Below are 13017 nucleotides of genomic sequence, written 5' to 3'. Positions count from 1 at the left end.
CGGCAGCCGGGGCTGCATCCACGCGGCATGCCCGCACATGTGGGTGACCGCGGTTGCGGTCTTCCGCCGCACCGCGGCCGGGCAGGTGGCGGTTCAGCGCGTCGGGCGTCGGCCTGAGCGCCGGGACCAGCGGATGCCGGCGTAGGCCATGTCGGCGACGAAGAGAATGATCGCGATCACGAGGAGGAAAACCCATCCGTTGGCGACGGCGCCGATGATGCCCAGCACGATCGCGACGATAACCAGAGCCAGGATCAGGACCATGACGAGCCTCCTCGGCCGCGTATGGGCGCTCAGCGGCGGGCGAGCTGCCGCTCGCCGCCGGCACCCTTCTGGTAGGCCAGGCCGTAGTGCTGGAAGACGGCGTCCTCGTCCCCGGCGGGCAGGACGTCATCCATGCCGATGGCAGGGCAGTCCCTCACGAGCGCCTTGTCGTAGGCAACCTTGAGATAGCCCGGTCCGACGCTCGCGTCGTTCAAGGGGACGAAGACCAGCCGGTGCTGGGTGGGCATGCCGATCTGGACGGTCGCCATAGCCGGCTCGTCCGTGCTGGTGTCCACGTAGATCGCCTCCAGCGTCCCGATCTTGCTCCCCTCGGCATCGACGACGTCGTGGGTACGCCACTCGCGGATGTCCCCTACCTGGATCATCATGGCTCCCTTCGCGCGGCCTGGTCCCCGGGCGCGGGCCTACCCGGACCGGCAGGCTCACCTGGCCCGTGTCGTGTGGCCTTGCAAGTTTCAGCGTGCCTCGATCTGAGCGCCGAGGCCAACACAAGCACCCCTTGAGGGTCATCCGGGACACGGTAGACCTCACATGTCGGACCCTGCTGCAAGGGTGGATGGTCATGGACATCGACGAGTTCTGGAATGTGATCGGGGTAGCGCGGTCCGAAAGCAGCGGTCCGCATGGTAAGTCGTTCGCCGAGGCGTTGGTCGACCAGCTGGCGGGGCCCTCGCAGGAGGAGATCCTCGGCTGTCAGGAGCGATTCGACGAGGTGCACGGCGCCATGTACCGCTAGGGACTTGTGGGCTGCCGCCTATCTCATCGGGGGAGGCTGCTCGGATGACAGCTTCATGGACTTCCGGGCTGGCCTGGTTGCCCTCGGGACTGGTACGAGCTGGTAGCCGCTCGCCCGGACGCTCTGGCGGATTACCCCGCAGTGATCGAGGCCGCGGCCCGGGGTGACGACTACGTGATCTTCGCCGAGGACGTGAACTACGCGGCCAGCTACACGTTCGAGCGCCTGACGGGCGACGCCGATGCCTTCCACGGGACGTGGAAGCGCCATCGGGCAGGGCAGGATGTGGATGCGGAGCTGGAGTCCGACATGGGTGAGGACTTCGACTTCGACGACGCTGACGAGATGCACCGTCGCCTTCCCCGCCTTGCTGCCCTCTACCTCGGCGCAGCCGCCGGCTGAGATGAGTAAGTGCCTCGAAGGGCGTCGCCACCCGGATGGGGTCGCTATCCCGGTTGGTTGGCGACGTCCCTTGTGCCGCGGTCTGGCGGGCGACCGTGCGGGTGGTCACTGGGGTCCGCTTGGATGGTCGGCATGACCGTCAACGATGTCGCCCGTTCTCTGCCCGATCCCGATGTCTTGCGGGACCAATGCCGGGCTTTGGCGATGCTGGATGCGATCCTCAGTCCCGATTGGTCCTCGCGCTACTACTCCTTCGATGCGCGGTGGTCGCCGACGGAGGAGATGGCGTCGATGCGCAACGGTTCGGGGGACGAGTACTCGATCGTCTTCGCTCCGGCCGGTGTGTACGTTCGGGGCTTTGACCACGAGTCGCCGATGAGCCCCTACGTCGAGGACGGAGTGTGGCCGGGCGTGGTGGACTCTGTTCCCGAAGAGTTCCGGTCGTGTGTGGAGGAGCCTGCGTTCAGCGACGACGGCGTTCCGACGGTGACGGCCTGCCTGTGGCGCAGGACGACTGACGAGAGTTGGCAGACGGGGGAGATTGATTTTCCGGAGGGACACGTCGACCCCGACGGGGCCGACTGGTTGTTCGACCTCCTCGTCGACCGATCTCCGGAGGCGTACGTGAGCTTCGCCGTCGACTACTACGAGGTACCAGTCGACCTGGATACCGTCAGGCACGTCTGTGCACTGCGTCCACTCACCGATGACGTGGTCCGTGCCCTCAATGCCGAGCTGACTCTCGCGGACCTTGCTGAGGACATCGCCGGGATCGGCTACCCCGCGACGTAGGGAAATTGGTGGGACGAGTAATCCACCGCGGAGTGGCGCGCGCCGAGATGTCTGCCGTCCCGCGCGTGACTGGGAGCACCGCGGGGTGCACGTCGTGCCCGTCGGCTTCCGATATCCCAGAGTCGCTACGCGATGCCGGGCAAGAAGTTGCCCTGCTGCCGCGAAAGCGTGGTGTTCGTAGGGGTGAGTGAGTTCTGGAATGCGACCGTGAGGCAAGTCACTCTCGAAGCCCCGGTCATTGGGCGCCTCTCACGCGGCTCTCACGGACTGGGTGTCATGAAGTGTTATCAGGCTTCATGCGGCCTGGATGTGGCAGGCCCTGACCTGCGGTTTCTGGACTGAGCGGACTGTCCGTCACCACCTTTCGACCGCTGGGGGTCAAGGGGTCGCAGGTTCAAATCCTGTCGTCCCGACCAGCGTTTTCGCAGGTCGGAGGCCGTTTCCATCGAGAGATGGAAGCGGCCTTGATGCGTTTTCAGGGCCTTGTGAGTGCATTGTGAGGGCGGGATCTCGCCGAGTCGATCAAGGTGAGTGCTTGGTCGTGTCAACTCGCCTTTGAGGGCTGGCCCTTGACCGTGGTGGCTTGGTTGTGGTGTTGGCCGGTGTGAGCGGCGGGTGTGCGTGGGCGTGGCAGCTTCATGGAGTCGGCCGAGGTGAGGGCTTGGTCGATGGTGTCGACGGCGTCGCGGGCGGCCTGGGTGGTGAGGTGGCCGTAGATGTTCGCGGTGGTGGACAGGGTGGCGTGCCGCAGGGTCTTGGAGACGACGGTGAGGGGGACGCCAGCTGTGATGGAGATGGTGGCGGCGAGGTGGCGCAGGTCGTGGATGGCGGTGCGGGGACGTCGAATTGCCGGCAGAGGTCGTGGAAGTGGTTGAGGACGTACTGAGGGTGCAGGGGGCGTCCGTCGGGGCGGTGGAAGACGAAACCGCCGTGGTCTGCGCGTGAGGGCGAGGGGCCCTTGTCGACTGCGCGGTGGCGCAGGGCGGTGGCGACCCGTGGGGAGACGGCGACCCAGGTCTTGCTGCTACGGGTCTTGGGGTCGGTGAGGACGAGGCGGTTGTTGTCGACCGCGGACAGCGTGTACTGGATGTAGAGGACGCGTTTGGGCAGGTGTACGTCATCCCAGTGAAGTCCGAGGGCTTCGCCCTTGCGGATGCCGGTGCCGATGAGGACCTCGACGAGGTCGGCGAAGGCCGGGTCGGTGGCGCGGCAGTGGTGCAGGAAGCGGATCGCGTCCTGCACGGTCCAGATATGGCGTTCGGCCGCGGCGGGGCGGGGGATGACGGTGGGTCGGGCCGGGTTGTAGGCGAGGCGGCGCTGTCGGACGGCGTCGCCGAGGGCGCTGGACAGGGTGGCGAGGCAGCGGTGGACGGTCACCTTGCCTCGGCCGGCGTCGAGCTGGGCGTGGGTGAAGGCGGCGATGTGGGAGTGTCCGAGGTCGTCGAGCCTGACTGCGCCGAGGGCGGGGATCAGGTCGTTGGTGACGTAGTCGCGGTAGCGCGCGAAGGTGGTGGGCCTGAGGGCGGGCTTCTTGTCCTTGAGCCAGGCTGTGAGGTACTCGGCGACGGACTGGTTGGGGTCGGTGTTGAAGCCGGCGGTCTCGCCCTCGATCATCCGGCGGAGGGCGGTTCGGGCGGCTTCGGCGGTGGGGTAGCCGCCGCGGCGGACGTTGTTGCGTCCGGGGCCGGGGCCGGGGCCGGGGGAGGGGAGGTCGAGGGAGAAGGTCCAGGTGCCGTGATCGGGGTCGGTGGCGAGCTCGGGGCAGCTGGCTCCGAGCTGCTTTCCCTGGTGGTCGCGGCAGCCGCACCGGCGGTAGACGTGCCCGGCGTGGGCTGCGGAGCGCATGGTGATCACTTCCTGCGGGTCGTACGAACAGCCACGCTCATGGTCTCCCGGCGGGCGTCAGCAGCCGGTGAACCCCCGCACTCACTCCGTACTCACAAACGGGCTGAATGGTGCCCTGACCTGCGGCGATCCCTTGTCATGGCGACAAGGGATCGTGGACTCGCTGGCGCTGCTCGGTGTCGCAGGGCGTAGCGTCCCGATATGACCGCTGACCACGGGCTCGAGAGCAGCCGGATCATCGCGCCCTGCGGAGCCGGCTTCGCCCAGATTGCTCACCTGTCGTGAGCGAGGCCGGCCAATCCGGGGGATGCCAGCCTGCGCATACCGATACGTGGGCTTGACCTGCGGCGACGACTCTCCGAGCCCCGCAGGTGGCCGGTTGCGAGAGCGAGGAGGTCGCCCGGCGCTTCATCCAGGGCACCGTCGCCAAACAGGGCTTCGATGAAGGCGAGTTGACGATCCACTCCGAGCGGGCCGGCGCAACCTGTGCTGAGGACCCTGGACCGGCTCGGCCTCGGCTTCGACTCCTGACAGTTCGGGAATTTCGGGGTCACGCCGTCCGGCAGCCTATTATCGCTTCTTGGGCCTGCGGACCTGATCCCCGGCTCACCAGGTACGGAGAGGCGTCACCCGGCCTGCTGCCGATGCGTACCCGAGGAAACCCGTGAGCACCGAACAGTCCCTCCCCGTCCCGCAGGTCCTTCATGAGGCCGGCCGCCGACGGACCTTCGCCGTGATCAGCCATCCGGACGCGGGCAAGTCCACGCTCACCGAGGCGCTGGCGCTGCACGCGCGGGCGATCACTTCTGCCGGTGCGGTGCACGCCAAGGGTGACCGACGCGGCGTGACCAGCGACTGGATGGAGTTGGAACGCGAGCGCGGTATCTCGGTGACCTCGGCCGCATTGCAGTTCGGCTATCGCGACCACGTGATGAACCTGGTCGACACCCCCGGCCACGCCGACTTCTCCGAGGATACCTACCGGGTGCTGGCCGCCGTCGACTGCGCGATCATGCTGGTCGACGCGGCCAAGGGCCTGGAGGAGCAGACCCGCAAGCTTTTCGCGGTCTGCCGCCATCGCGGCGTCCCCGTGATCACCTTCATCAACAAGTGGGACCGGCGCGGCCGGGATGCACTCACCCTGCTCGAGGACATCGAGACGCACCTCGGGATCACCCCCGTCCCGGTCGTCTGGCCGGTCGGCAACGCCGGCAACCTGCGCGGCCTGGTCGAAGCGGGGAACACCGAGCAGATGCTGCGCTACACCAAGGTGCCGGCCGGCACGCACGCCGCCCTCGAGGAGCAGCTCACCTCCGAGAAGGCCGCCGAGCAGGAGGGCGAGGCCTGGACGACCGCGCTGGAGGAACTGGAGCTGGTGCTCTCCTCCGGCCCTGGCTACGACCAGGAGGCCTTCGAGGCCGGCAAGATCAGCCCGGTCTTCTTCGGCGCCGCGCTGACCAACATCGGTGTGAAGCCCCTGCTGGACGCCGTGGTCGACCTCGCTCCGGCTCCCGGGCCCCGCCCGCTGGCCAAGGGCGGCAGCCGCGAGGTCGGCGAGGAGTTCTCCGGTCTGGTGTTCAAGATCCAGGCGAACATGGACCCGGCCCATCGCGACCGGATCGCCTTCGTCCGAGTCTGCTCCGGTGTCTTCGAGCGCGGCATGCACGTCACCTGCGCGGCCAGCGGCCGCTCCTTCGCAACCAAGTACGCACACACCGTCTTCGGGGCCGAGCGCACCGTGGTCGACACCGCGTACCCCGGCGACGTGGTCGGCCTGATCAACGCGAGCGCGCTGCGGGTCGGCGACACCCTCTACACCGGCAAGAAGGCCGAATTTCCCCCGCTGCCCGCCTTCGCCCCCGAGTACTTCGCGGTGGCACGGCCCAAGGACATCAGCCGTTCAAAGCAGTTCCGCAAGGGCGTCGCCCAACTCGATGAGGAAGGCGTGATCCAGGTGCTGGTCTCCGACCGGCGTGGCGACCAGTCGCCGGTCATGGCTGCGGTCGGCCCGATGCAGTTCGACGTGATCCTGCACCGGATGGAGCACGAGTTCTCTTCCCCGATCACCCTCGACCAGCTCTCCTACCGCTTGGCCCGGATCACCGACGCCGACGGCGCCGCAGCCCTGGCCAAAGCCCGCCTGACCAACGGCGAGGTGCTCACCCGCCGCTCGGACGACGTTCTGCTGGCCTTGTTCGCCGACAAGTGGCACCTGAACGCCTTCCAGCGCACCCAACCCGACATCCTGCTGGAGCCGCTGATCGCCACGGCGGACTGATCACAGACCTCTCGGCGCGGCGGCGCGGCTCGGTACGGCGGACGGCGCCTGATGCGGCCCCTGCCGGGGGTCTTCCGGCGCGCGCCGCCCCTGTGGCTGCCGATGAGTTAGTCCGTGCAGGTCATGCGGCATGTCGGTACGCGTGGAGGGTGCCGCCGAGACGGTCGCGTCCGCGGACGTCCAGCCGGGCGATCCGCCCGGGATCGGCGATCGGGACGGGCCGTGGTGTCAGTGACGTGTCCTGGTGGAGTGCGTGATGTGGGCGGTGGGTGTTGTAGTGGTCCTCGAACTCCCGCAGTGCATGCAGGAGATGGCGCTGGTTCCAGATCAGCGTCCCGTCGAGGAGTTCGCGTCGGCATGTGAGTGCCCAGCGTTCCATTAACGGGGACAGTACGGGCAAAATGCCAGGATGATCACACGGCCCGCTCGCCGCTGACGAATTGAGGTCGACACCGCCGTCGACTGCTGACCGAACCAAAACGAAGGCCGGGCCCGACGCACACAGTGCGACGGGCCCGGCCTTGTTGCGTAGTAGCGGGGACAGGATTTGAACCTGCGACCTCTGGGTTATGAGCCCAGCGAGCTACCGAGCTGCTCCACCCCGCGTCGGTGACACGAACTCTACGGCACGGCCGACACAGAACGAAATCTCATTTCCGCCGCCGCCGAGAAAACGCCTGCAGCAGGTGGCTGCGGAGGCCCAGGAGACAAGTGACCTTACCGAGCTCGCACACGCTTTCCACGCTGGACGAGTATAGGAATCGCGGTCCCAGGTGGGGTGGAGTGGCAATCCGGTAAAGCCTCGCAGTTGTGTCGGCAACGGACGAAATGAGGTTCACCCGTTGCCGACAGTCGGTCGTCGTGCATGCGTGACCGCGGGTCAGCGCAGCCGGCCGCGCGGCTTCAGTGGGGTGGCGGGGAGCTCGGGGGCGGAGAGGCGGGTGCCGTCGTAGCCGTGGACGTCGCCGAAGCGGGCGGTGGTCATCCAGTCCTCGCGGGCCTGGGTGATCTCTTCGCCGGAGCGGCCGATGAAGTTCCACCACATGACGAGCTTCTCCGCGAACGGCTCGCCGCCGAGGAGCAGGACGGCGGCGTCGGTGCGGGCGAGGAGGGGGAGTTCGCGGCGGTCGGTGCCGAGGTAGAGCATGGAGCCGGGTTCGACGCGGACGCCGTCGACGTCGACGCTGCCGGACATGGCGAGGACGGCGTACTCGAAGCCGGGTTCGAGGGGGAGTTTGAGGTCGGCGCCCTCGGTGAGGGCGAGGTCGGCGCCGACGAGGGGGGTGTAGGCGGTGCCGGGGGAGGCGGCCGTGTCGAGGGTGCCGAGGATGACGGTGGCGCGCAGGCCGGGGGCGGTGACGACGGGCAGCTCGGTGTGGTGCTCGAAGGCGGGGGCGGTGTGGCGGTGGGCGTCCGGGAGGGCGACCCAGAGCTGGGCGCCCTCCAGGAAGCGGGCGTGCTCGCGCGGGGACTCCTCGGAGTGGGAGATCGCCCGGCCGGAGGTCATCAGGCCCAGCTCGTAGGGGCGGACGGTCTGCAGGCTGCCGAGGCTGTCGCGGTGCAGGACCTCGCCCTGGTGGAGCCAGCTCACGGTCTGCAGTCCCATGTGCGGGTGCGGCGGGACCTGCATGCCGGGCTCGTCGGCGATGTCGTCCGGGCCGTAGTGGTCGACGAAGCACCAGGCGCCGACCATCCGGCGGCCGAGGTTGGGCAGCAGTCGGCGTACGACGGTCGAGCCGCCGAGCGCGGTCTCCCGGGGTGCGAGGAGCTCGCGTACCGGGCTTTGCGGGGTCTGCCCGCCGCGGACGGTCGGTGCCGGTGCGGGATGGAGGTCACTCATGCCGGCCGCGCCCGTCGGCGGTCGGAGTGCCGTCGTGATTGCGGGCCGGACGGCTGTGGCGTTCGACCGAGACGATCGGGGTGGAACCGCTCACCGCCCGGGTGACGGGGGTGCGGTCGGCGATGTCCAGCAGGCGGGCTCGCTGGGTGTCGTCCAGATCGCCGACCAGGTCGATGCGTCGCGTGATGCGGGCGGTGCCGCCTGGTCCCTTCTCGTAGCCGAGGTGTACCCGGACGGTGTCCAGCGGCCACTGCTTGCGCTGGGCGTACATGCGCAGGGTGATGGCGGCGCAGGAGCCGAGCGCGGAGAGCAGCAGCCCGACGGGTGTGGTGGCGGAATCGCCGCCGCCCACGGACTCCGGTTCGTCGGCGGAGAGCTGGTGGCGCCCGCTGCGAATGTCGACGCGGTAGTCCTCGCCGGTGCCGGTGGCGACGACGGCCGCCGACCGGACGAAGCCGTCCTCCCCGACGTGGCCGTCCCCGGTGGCGTCGTGCCCGGAGCCGGTGCCGGCCCGTTCCTGCATTGGGGCGCTCACAGGCCGAACCGCTCGTGCTGCGCGGCCGGGACCAGGTCGGCGTACTCGGGGTGCTTGGCGATCCAGCCGCGGATGAAGGGGCAGTACGGCAGGACGGTGAGGCCCTGCTCCCGGGCGGTGTCCAGGGCGTGGCGGGCCAGGTGTCCGCCGAGGCCGAGCCCGCCGAAACGCGGGTCGATCTCGGTATGGATGAAGGCGATCTCCGTTTCGTGGCGGTTGTACTCGGCGAAGCCCGCGAGCTGGTCGTCCTCGAAGATCTCGAAGCGAGAGCGTTCCTGGCTGTCCGTCACGTGGATGCCCATGGCCGTCCTTCCTTTTCTCGTCGTCGTTCGGTGGCCCGGCCGGCGCTGTTGGCCCGCGGCGCACACCGAAATATAGTTGATGCTTAAACTATGGTCCAGATCAACTCGCCCCGCCCTCGCTGGTCGGCCCCGGCCACGGTAGGCAGGCGAGCGGGAGCGGACTTTGCCGTGCGTGCACCGAGCCTGTTCAGGCGCGCGCGAAATCGGCGCGATGCCGGGGGGCGTGGGCCAGTGCTGCAGGTGGGTTGCTGGTCAGGTCGCGTCGACGCGCCGCTCGTACGGCGAGACTTCACGCTCGGCGTGAGCAGAATGTGCGGCGCGGCGGGGGTGTGCGCAGACGTCGGAGGGCGAAGCCCTTCGACGGCGGTTCGCGCACAGGTCAGAACCGGGGCACGGATGGACCAACCGACTGTGGCCGGCGGACGTACGGTGACGACCGGAGTCGACCTCGCCTGCCCGTGCAGCCCGGTCCATGCCCCACTCGCCCCGGTATGGCGCGCCGCGGCATCCGCCTTCCCCGGCGGAGGCCTGGTGGATGTCGACGAGCAGCGGCCGACCCGCCGAGAGCGCTCCGGTGCGCCGTCGGTGGCACAACGGGCTCCGGGCTCATCGGGTGGTGCGCTCCGGGATCGGAGGAGAGAACGACATGACGGACGACCACGGCCTCCCGCGAAGGTTCACTCGCTCCGAGACCGCCCGTGCGGAGGCGTTCAGCGACGGCGTGCTGGCCATCGCCGTGACCATCCTGGTCCTCGGGCTCACGGATCCGCCCCACGAACCGGGTGGACTCGGGCGGGCCCTGCTCCGCCAGTGGCCGGTCTACCTCGGCTACCTGGCCTCCTTCAGCTATGTAGCGGTCATCTGGCTGAATCACCATCAGGCCTTCGTGCGGATCCGTGCCATGGATCGCGGGCTGCACGCGGCCAACCTCCTCCTGCTCTTCACCACGGCGGCGCTCGCCTTTCCCACCGCGGTGCTGGCGGGCGCACTGCAGAACAGCGTCTTCGACGCCGACGCTCGCGTGGCCGTCGCGCTGTACGCCGGGATCGCGGCAGGCATGTGCGGCAGCTGGATCGTGCTCTACGGCCATCTGAATCGCCGTCCGAAGCTGCTGCACCACGCCGTCGAACCCTCCTACGTCGCTCACGGCAGGCTCCGCTCGTGGGCCGGCGTGGTGGCATATCTCCTCGCCGGTGCGGTCGGTGCGCTGACCGCCCCGGTCGTCGCACTCGCCGTGTTCGTCGCGCTGCCGGTCTTCTACTTCCTGACCAGCGAGGGGTTGCGGCTGCCGGGTCGCGGCCGACGGGAAGGGAACCGCCGGAGGTAGGCGAGAGAACCGGCGAGTTGTCCGGCCGGTACCCGGGCTCCATGCTGGGCGAGACGATCCCGGCGGCCGTCAAGAGCAACGCGTAGCGGTCGTGCGCCCGGCCCGCCGGGCCTGGCCGGCACGACGGCCCGGTTGCACGCTTGAGGGGCCCCCACGGATGAGATGTACCGTGGGAGGCCCTCGCGTATGTAGTGGAAGGCCGACGGACTGCGGCGCGTGGTCACCGACGCGGGCGCCCAAGCGAATGGCCTGGGCGGTTGCCGCGGAAGTCCGCGACGCCCGCCCAGGTCGGTCGGCAGGGAGAGGGGGTCGGTGGGCGACGCTCAGCGTCCGCTCGCCAGGCCGTCCAGCTCGGTGTCCCAGTCGATCAGGTGCTCCTCCGTGCCCGGGGGAACCAGGGTGAAGCTCTCCCTCCGCAGCCAGCGGCGAAGCTGCCTGGCGGGTATGTCGACCAGGGCCGCGCCCTCGTGTCCGCTGAGCATGATGCGCAGCTGCTTGCGACCGTGGCAGAGACACGGCGGCCAGATCCGTACGTCCCCGTGGCCGGCCGGACTCTGGAGGCCCTCCCACAGGAGGTCGCGGGAGAGCCGCCAGGTCTCCGCGCTCGCCGTGGAGCCGAGGAAGTCGAGGGTGACCGCGAGAGGGTCGCTGCAGCGGTATCCGAAGCGCACGGGAATGTCGAGGAACTGGTCCTCGCCGAGCACAAGCCGGCCGTCCAGGGCGAGTTCGGTGGAGGTGGGCCCCGGAGAGGGCTGCTCGCCCGGGAGCGAGTGGTGTGCGGGCACGGTGTCTCCTGTGTGGGGTGCGTGGGTGGGGGTGCGTGGGTGGGCGCTTGTCCGGACCGCGTGAGTGACCGCGCGGGCTCCTGGGGTGCCGTACGGGCACACGGGCCGAGCCGCGATCTGCCGAAAGGGGCATCACCGGGTGGGCGGACCGGGGATCGACAGCTGCGCGCATCTCTTTCCCGGTCACGCGCGTCGACCCGGCAGACCCGAGGACCCTTGACGGAGGTTCAGACTAGGAGCCGAATCCGGCTCAGATGTCCTGACAATGCACCGGCACCTGATGGGAAGTGCACCATCCGCCTGACGCGGAGCAACCGGTCGGTTCGTGGACTGTCTCCGCGGCCTCCCGGCTCCGCGGCTTCCGACGTCACAGTGTCTCTCTGCGACCAGTCGCCCCGAAGTGTCCGTCTGTCAAACGAGCGGACTGTCGCAGCCTCGTGCGACGGTCGCCGGTCCGGCGTCCGTGCTGTCTCTGCGTCACCGCGCCGGTTCATCCCTGGGTAGTGCGCTGTGGTGCCAGTTCCTGAGCACAGAGGGAAGAGTCGGCCGGTCGGGACGGCCGTAGTTTCGGGGTGTGCCGAAGCCGCGAATGCGGTGGGCGCCCTACCGATTGCTCCGAAAGGATCCCTCATGTTCGACATCACCAAGGTTCAGGCTGCTCCGAGCTCGGACCTCCTCACGCCCGACAACGCGGTCATGCTCTTCGTGGACCACCAGCCGCAGATGTTCTTCGGCACCGGCAGCGGTGACCGTGCCTCGATCATCAACAGCACCGTGGGGCTCGCCAAGGCGGCTCGGGCTTTCGATGTTCCGGCCGTCCTGACCACGGTGGCCGCCGAGTCCTTCTCCGGGCCTCTTCTGCCTCAGCTTGCCGAGGTGTTCCCCGAGCGCGAGATCATCGACCGGACGACCATGAACGCCTGGGAGGACGAGGCCCTCGTGGCGGCGGTCAAGGCGACCGGGCGAAAGAAGATCATCCTGTCGGGCCTGTGGACCGAGGTCTGCCTGGTGCTGCCCGCGCTCTCCGCGCTGGAGCAGGGGTACGAGGTGTACGTCGTCTCCGACGCCTCCGGCGGCGTCAGCCCGGCCGCCCACGAGCACGCGCTGCAGCGGATGGTGGCCGCCGGCGCGGTGCCGGTGACCTGGGTGCAGGTGCTCCTGGAGCTGCAGCGTGACTGGGCGCGTCAGGAGACGTACGGCGCGGTCATGGAGATCGTCAAGGCCCACGCCGGCGCGTACGGCCTGGGCGTCGTGTACGCGCAGAGCGTCATCGGCGCGCACGCCGCCGGCTGACGCCCGTGGACACCGGCATTCTGATCCTGCGCCTGCTGGTGGGTCTGCTCGTCGCCGGCCACGGCGTGCAGAAGATCAGCTCACACCTGGGCGGCAGGGGCCTCGCGGGCGGCACGGAGGAGTTCCGCGTCGACGGCTTCCGCGGCGGAGCCCTCACCGCGCTGGCCGCGGGCGGCGGCCAGATCGGATCCGGCCTGCTGCTCGCCGTCGGCGCCCTGACCCCACTCGCCGCGACCGGGGCCATCGGGGTCATGACGGTCGCCCTCACCGTGAAGTGGCACCACGGCCTCTGGGTGCAGAACGACGGGTACGAGTACCCGCTCGTCCTCATCGGCACCTCCGCCGCTCTCGCCGCCACCGGCCCCGGCGCGTGGTCCCTCGACGCGGCCCTCGGCCTCACCCCGTACCCGCTGTGGTGGGCCGCCGTCGCCCTCGTGGCCGGCCTCGGCAGCGGGCTGCTCACCCGGCTCGTACTGCACCGCCAGGCCCCGGCGGCGCCGCGGACCGCCGCCCCCGGCGGCCGCTGAGCGCGAGCCGCGCAGACCGGGTCCGGCCGCCCTGCGACCCCCGCGCGGGCGGCCGGACCCTCCCACCTTC

16 protein-coding genes, 1 tRNA gene and 1 pseudogene are annotated in these 13017 nt (G+C 69.4%); 8 read left to right on the top strand and 10 right to left on the bottom strand.

The genetic code is table 11. The features are described from left to right. Positions 1-93: 93 nt before the first annotated feature. Together ACZ5WK_RS28235 and ACZ5WK_RS28230 are read right to left on the bottom strand one after the other, a co-directional pair. The gene (locus ACZ5WK_RS28235; protein ID WP_465551350.1) at positions 94-264 is read right to left on the bottom strand and encodes a hypothetical protein; all 171 of its coding nucleotides are present in this window, start codon (positions 262-264) and stop codon (positions 94-96) included. Positions 265-293: 29 nt separating this feature from the next. Next, positions 294-650 carry a PRC-barrel domain-containing protein gene (locus ACZ5WK_RS28230; protein WP_465551437.1) on the bottom strand — a complete coding sequence of 119 codons (357 nt, stop codon included), beginning with the start codon at positions 648-650 and terminating at the stop codon, positions 294-296. Between the two features lie 197 nt (positions 651-847). On the opposite strand from ACZ5WK_RS28230, the gene ACZ5WK_RS28225 reads away from it, so the two are divergent. The 4 genes from ACZ5WK_RS28225 (at position 848) to ACZ5WK_RS28210 (ending at position 2215) form a co-directional block, all read left to right on the top strand. Then, positions 848-1021 carry a DUF4240 domain-containing protein gene (locus ACZ5WK_RS28225; RefSeq protein ID WP_465551348.1) on the top strand — a complete coding sequence of 58 codons (174 nt, stop codon included), beginning with the start codon at positions 848-850 and terminating at the stop codon, positions 1019-1021. A 4-nt stretch (positions 1022-1025) separates the two neighbouring features. After that, the gene (locus tag ACZ5WK_RS28220; RefSeq protein ID WP_465551346.1) at positions 1026-1127 is read left to right on the top strand and encodes a DUF4240 domain-containing protein; all 102 of its coding nucleotides are present in this window, start codon (positions 1026-1028) and stop codon (positions 1125-1127) included. A 35-nt stretch (positions 1128-1162) separates the two neighbouring features. Then, complete coding sequence (locus tag ACZ5WK_RS28215) at positions 1163-1423, top strand: hypothetical protein (RefSeq protein WP_465551344.1); 261 nt, start codon at positions 1163-1165, stop codon at positions 1421-1423. A gap of 132 nt (positions 1424-1555) precedes the next feature. Beyond that, positions 1556-2215 (top strand): hypothetical protein, encoded by a 660-nt coding sequence (locus ACZ5WK_RS28210; protein ID WP_465551342.1) that lies wholly within the window; start codon positions 1556-1558, stop codon positions 2213-2215. Between the two features lie 544 nt (positions 2216-2759). On the opposite strand, the gene ACZ5WK_RS28205 is transcribed toward ACZ5WK_RS28210, so the two are convergent. Together ACZ5WK_RS28205 and ACZ5WK_RS28200 are read right to left on the bottom strand one after the other, a co-directional pair. Then, positions 2760-3005 (bottom strand): hypothetical protein, encoded by a 246-nt coding sequence (locus ACZ5WK_RS28205; protein WP_465551435.1) that lies wholly within the window; start codon positions 3003-3005, stop codon positions 2760-2762. A gap of 110 nt (positions 3006-3115) precedes the next feature. Continuing rightward, positions 3116-3829 (bottom strand): annotated as a pseudogene (locus ACZ5WK_RS28200) (site-specific integrase); the annotation flags it as partial. Positions 3830-4724: 895 nt separating this feature from the next. Here ACZ5WK_RS28200 and ACZ5WK_RS28195 point away from each other — a divergent pair. Next, positions 4725-6338 carry a peptide chain release factor 3 gene (locus ACZ5WK_RS28195; RefSeq protein WP_465551340.1) on the top strand — a complete coding sequence of 538 codons (1614 nt, stop codon included), beginning with the start codon at positions 4725-4727 and terminating at the stop codon, positions 6336-6338. A 121-nt stretch (positions 6339-6459) separates the two neighbouring features. On the opposite strand, the gene ACZ5WK_RS28190 is transcribed toward ACZ5WK_RS28195, so the two are convergent. The 5 genes from ACZ5WK_RS28190 to ACZ5WK_RS28170 all read right to left on the bottom strand — a co-directional run bounded on the left by ACZ5WK_RS28190 (position 6460) and on the right by ACZ5WK_RS28170 (position 9015). Beyond that, a complete protein-coding gene (locus ACZ5WK_RS28190) occupies positions 6460-6717 on the bottom strand; it encodes an integrase core domain-containing protein (protein WP_465551338.1) in 258 nt (85 codons plus the stop codon). A gap of 153 nt (positions 6718-6870) precedes the next feature. Then, a tRNA-Met gene (locus ACZ5WK_RS28185) sits at positions 6871-6944 on the bottom strand. A 274-nt stretch (positions 6945-7218) separates the two neighbouring features. Beyond that, a complete protein-coding gene (locus ACZ5WK_RS28180; protein ID WP_465551336.1) occupies positions 7219-8178 on the bottom strand; it encodes a pirin family protein in 960 nt (319 codons plus the stop codon). Further along, positions 8171-8713, bottom strand: coding sequence for an OsmC family protein (locus ACZ5WK_RS28175; protein WP_465551334.1), 543 nt, complete (start codon positions 8711-8713; stop codon positions 8171-8173). Before ACZ5WK_RS28175 ends, ACZ5WK_RS28180 begins: the two co-directional genes overlap by 8 nt. Then, on the bottom strand, positions 8710-9015 hold the full coding sequence (locus ACZ5WK_RS28170) for a GNAT family N-acetyltransferase (RefSeq protein ID WP_465551332.1): 306 nt from the start codon (positions 9013-9015) through the stop codon (positions 8710-8712). The genes ACZ5WK_RS28175 and ACZ5WK_RS28170 overlap by 4 nt, the downstream gene beginning before the upstream one ends. Before the next feature lie 646 nt (positions 9016-9661). Here ACZ5WK_RS28170 and ACZ5WK_RS28165 point away from each other — a divergent pair. Next, complete coding sequence (locus ACZ5WK_RS28165) at positions 9662-10342, top strand: TMEM175 family protein (RefSeq protein WP_465551330.1); 681 nt, start codon at positions 9662-9664, stop codon at positions 10340-10342. A 323-nt stretch (positions 10343-10665) separates the two neighbouring features. Here the strand turns inward: ACZ5WK_RS28165 and ACZ5WK_RS28160 are convergent, their stop codons facing one another. Beyond that, positions 10666-11127, bottom strand: coding sequence for an SsgA family sporulation/cell division regulator (locus ACZ5WK_RS28160; RefSeq protein ID WP_465551328.1), 462 nt, complete (start codon positions 11125-11127; stop codon positions 10666-10668). A gap of 630 nt (positions 11128-11757) precedes the next feature. Between ACZ5WK_RS28160 and ACZ5WK_RS28155 the strand changes: the two genes are divergently transcribed. After that, the gene (locus tag ACZ5WK_RS28155) at positions 11758-12420 is read left to right on the top strand and encodes a hydrolase (RefSeq protein ID WP_465551326.1); all 663 of its coding nucleotides are present in this window, start codon (positions 11758-11760) and stop codon (positions 12418-12420) included. Positions 12421-12425: 5 nt separating this feature from the next. Then, positions 12426-12947 (top strand): DoxX family protein, encoded by a 522-nt coding sequence (locus ACZ5WK_RS28150; RefSeq protein WP_465551324.1) that lies wholly within the window; start codon positions 12426-12428, stop codon positions 12945-12947. The last annotated feature ends 70 nt before the right edge of the window (positions 12948-13017 follow it).

The organism is Kitasatospora sp. NPDC032757 (assembly GCF_055579305.1).
This window is presented reverse-complemented; position numbering and strand designations above follow the sequence as displayed.

What these genes read in the sequence shown, in the direction of transcription:
- ACZ5WK_RS28230 (WP_465551437.1), bottom strand. Translation starts at nt 650, where the DNA reads ATGATCCAGGTAGGGGACATCCGCGAGTGGCGTACCCACGACGTCGTC.
- ACZ5WK_RS28170 (WP_465551332.1), bottom strand. Translation starts at nt 9,015, where the DNA reads ATGGGCATCCACGTGACGGACAGCCAGGAACGCTCTCGCTTCGAGATC.
- ACZ5WK_RS28235 (WP_465551350.1), bottom strand. Translation starts at nt 264, where the DNA reads ATGGTCCTGATCCTGGCTCTGGTTATCGTCGCGATCGTGCTGGGCATC.
- ACZ5WK_RS28225 (WP_465551348.1), top strand. Translation starts at nt 848, where the DNA reads ATGGACATCGACGAGTTCTGGAATGTGATCGGGGTAGCGCGGTCCGAA.
- ACZ5WK_RS28165 (WP_465551330.1), top strand. Translation starts at nt 9,662, where the DNA reads ATGACGGACGACCACGGCCTCCCGCGAAGGTTCACTCGCTCCGAGACC.
- ACZ5WK_RS28190 (WP_465551338.1), bottom strand. Translation starts at nt 6,717, where the DNA reads ATGGAACGCTGGGCACTCACATGCCGACGCGAACTCCTCGACGGGACG.
- ACZ5WK_RS28180 (WP_465551336.1), bottom strand. Translation starts at nt 8,178, where the DNA reads ATGAGTGACCTCCATCCCGCACCGGCACCGACCGTCCGCGGCGGGCAG.
- ACZ5WK_RS28155 (WP_465551326.1), top strand. Translation starts at nt 11,758, where the DNA reads ATGTTCGACATCACCAAGGTTCAGGCTGCTCCGAGCTCGGACCTCCTC.
- ACZ5WK_RS28210 (WP_465551342.1), top strand. Translation starts at nt 1,556, where the DNA reads ATGACCGTCAACGATGTCGCCCGTTCTCTGCCCGATCCCGATGTCTTG.